Annotated in this window: 3 protein-coding genes; 2 read left to right on the top strand and 1 reads right to left on the bottom strand. The window is 63.1% G+C overall.

The features are described 5' to 3' along the window. Window positions 1-295: 295 nt before the first annotated feature. Together EN742_RS30605 and EN742_RS30610 are read left to right on the top strand one after the other, a co-directional pair. Window positions 296-1,573: a polyhydroxyalkanoate depolymerase gene (locus tag EN742_RS30605; RefSeq protein WP_126057310.1), complete on the top strand. Its 1,278-nt coding sequence runs from the start codon at window positions 296-298 to the stop codon at window positions 1,571-1,573. A gap of 182 nt (window positions 1,574-1,755) precedes the next feature. Then, window positions 1,756-2,373 carry a transglutaminase-like cysteine peptidase gene (locus EN742_RS30610; protein ID WP_126057311.1) on the top strand — a complete coding sequence of 206 codons (618 nt, stop codon included), beginning with the start codon at window positions 1,756-1,758 and terminating at the stop codon, window positions 2,371-2,373. A 63-nt stretch (window positions 2,374-2,436) separates the two neighbouring features. On the opposite strand, the gene EN742_RS38820 is transcribed toward EN742_RS30610, so the two are convergent. After that, window positions 2,437-2,793, bottom strand: a 357-nt coding sequence (locus tag EN742_RS38820) for a hypothetical protein (protein ID WP_210214497.1), incomplete at its 5' end; no start/stop codon positions are given.

A 2,793-nucleotide genomic window follows, 5' to 3' on the forward strand; every position in this document is an offset into this window, starting at 1 on the left:
CGGCCAACCAGCTCGGCTTCATCGGCTCGGGCCACACCGCCGTGTGCATGGCGCGCGTGTGATATGTCTGACATGTCCGGCAAGAGGGCCGGACATGTTTCCTACACACTTCGGCAACGCACAGTGAGCCGGCTGCCGCCCGTCAAGGCGGATTCTCAACGCCTTGGTCGAAAGAAGCATTGATCATTCGACATGACGTATTGCATCGCAACAATATGTTGTTAACCTCGCCGCGAGACATTTGAGGCTCGGCGCTGCACGCGTTCTTGGGTCGCAAGCAGCAGCGGGGTCCTTGATGTACTACCAGCTCTACGAATTGAACCACGCCGCGCTGCAGCCAGCCCGCGTCTATGCCGACGCGGTGCGGATGTTCTACACCAACCCGCTCAATCCGATCGCGCACACGCCTTGGGGCCGCTCGGTGGCGGCAACCGCCGAACTGTTCGAGCGCACCACGCGCCGCTACGGCAAGCCGCAATTCGGCCTCGACAAGACCGTGGTCGACTGGAAGAGCGTCGACGTCAGCGAAAAGACCGTGTGGTCAAAGCCGTTCTGCAACCTGATCCGTTTCGAGCGGGCCGTTCCCGCCGGCCGCAAGCCCGATCCGAAGCTGCTTATCGTGGCGCCGATGTCGGGACACTACGCGACGCTGCTGCGCGGCACGGTGGAAGCGATGCTGCCTTATGCCGACGTGCACATCACCGACTGGGTCGATGCCCGCATGGTGCCGCTTGCCGACGGCAGCTTCGATCTCGACGACTATATCGACTACATCATCGAGATGTTCCATGCGCTCGGTCCCGACACCCATGTGATGGCGGTGTGCCAGCCCTCGGTGCCGGTGCTGGCGGCGGTGGCGCTGATGGAAAAGCGCGGCGACCCCTTCGTGCCCTCGACGATGACGCTGATGGGCGGGCCGATCGACACCCGCCGCAATCCGACGGCGGTCAATTTGCTCGCCGAGGAAAAGGGCAGCGGCTGGTTCCGCGACAACGTCATTATGCAGGCGCCGTGGCCAGTGCCCGGCTTCGGCCGCGAGGTCTATCCCGGCTTCCTGCAGCTTTCGGGCTTCATGAGCATGAACCTCGACCGCCACATCATCGCTCACAAGGACTTCTTCATGCACCTGGTGAAGCATGACGGCGACAATGCCGAGAAGCACCGCGACTTCTACGACGAATATCTGGCGGTGATGGACCTGACGGCCGAATTCTACCTGCAGACGGTCGACACCGTGTTCGTGCGCCATGCCTTGCCGAAGGGCGAGATGATGCATCGCGGCAATCCGGTCGACACCTCGGCGATCCGCAACGTCGCCCTGTTCACGGTCGAGGGCGAGAACGACGACATTTCCGGCCTCGGCCAGACCCAGGCCGCGCACGATCTGTGCGTCAACATCCCGGCCGACCGGCAGGCCCACTACATGCAGCCGGCGGTTGGCCACTACGGCGTCTTCAACGGCTCGCGCTTCCGCTCCGAGATAGTGCCGCGCATCGTCGACTTCATCACCAGCTACGGCCGCCAGATGCGCGTTGCGGCGAAGCCAAGACTTGTGCGCTCGGCCAAGGGCTGAGCGAGGCGGGGAGTTCGGGACGCCGTCACGGCAGCCTTCAGCGCGCCCGGATCGTCCTGTTGCACAAGTGCCGCTGTCAGGATCGCGGAAGTAACCATGCCGCCAATCAGGCCAGACTCGTAATTGACACGGACTGTAAATCGCCCTTAACGTTTCGTTAACAACAAGGGCGAACGGGGACAATGATTTCCTCACCGATGGCACGGACGCTGCGCTTGTGTGCGGTCGCAGGGCTGGCGATTTCGGGATTGTGGGCGGCGCCCGCAGTCGCCGCGGGAGCGATGGTGACCGGCGGCCTGACCTCTCAGCCGATCGGACACTACGATTTCTGCAAGGCAAATCTCGGCGAATGCTCGATCCGGCCGGCCAATCTGGCGCCGGCCAAGATGACCGATGCGTTCCTGCGCAAGCTCGCCAGCATCACCGCCAAGGTCAACGCCGCCGTCAAGCCGATGAGCGACTACGACATTTACGGCAAGGACGAAGTCTGGGCCTTTCCCGACAAGGGCGTCGGTGACTGCGAGGACTATGTGCTGGAAAAGCGCCGCCAGCTCTACCGCATGGGTGTGTCGCTCGCCGATCTGCTGATCACCGTCGTGCGCAAACCCGATGGTGAAGGCCACGCGGTGCTGACTGTGCGCACCGACAGGGGCGACTATGTGCTCGACAATCTGAACGACAAGGTCAAGGCCTGGGACGAGACCGGCTACCGCTTCCTCAAGCGCCAGGCGATCGACAACACCGGGCGCTGGGTGTCGATCCGTGGCGGCCAGCAGGTGCTGGTCGGCGCGGTGCAGTAACCGACGATTGAGTCTGCATTCCAAGCGTTGAGGCGGCTGGTCCCGCCCTTGGCTGCTTTTACATCATAGGTTGGCGGCGCCAACGTTAAATGAGACTTGCTGGCCGCGTCCCGCGCCACCCTCCCAGAATTTTTCACAGTCTCCATGAACCAAACCGTCGCTGCCGGCGACACAGCCGCGTACGGAAACCAACCCTGGAGACTTCAAATGACTGCCTTTTTGCGAAATGCCCTGCTCGCCGCTGTCGCGGTGACGTCCATGGCCGGATCCGCGCTGGCGGACCAGACCGTCAGCTGCGCCGAAACCAAGACCAACGACCTGTGGAGCGGCCGTTGTTGCGGTACCAGCGACTCGAGCTGCCTGGGCGGCGGACACGAGCATGGCGACCATGGCAACCATGGCGGTCGCGGTGGCCAGACC

Origin of the sequence: Mesorhizobium sp. M4A.F.Ca.ET.020.02.1.1 (assembly GCF_004022645.1) — a bacterium.
Lineage (GTDB): Bacteria > Pseudomonadota > Alphaproteobacteria > Rhizobiales > Rhizobiaceae > Mesorhizobium.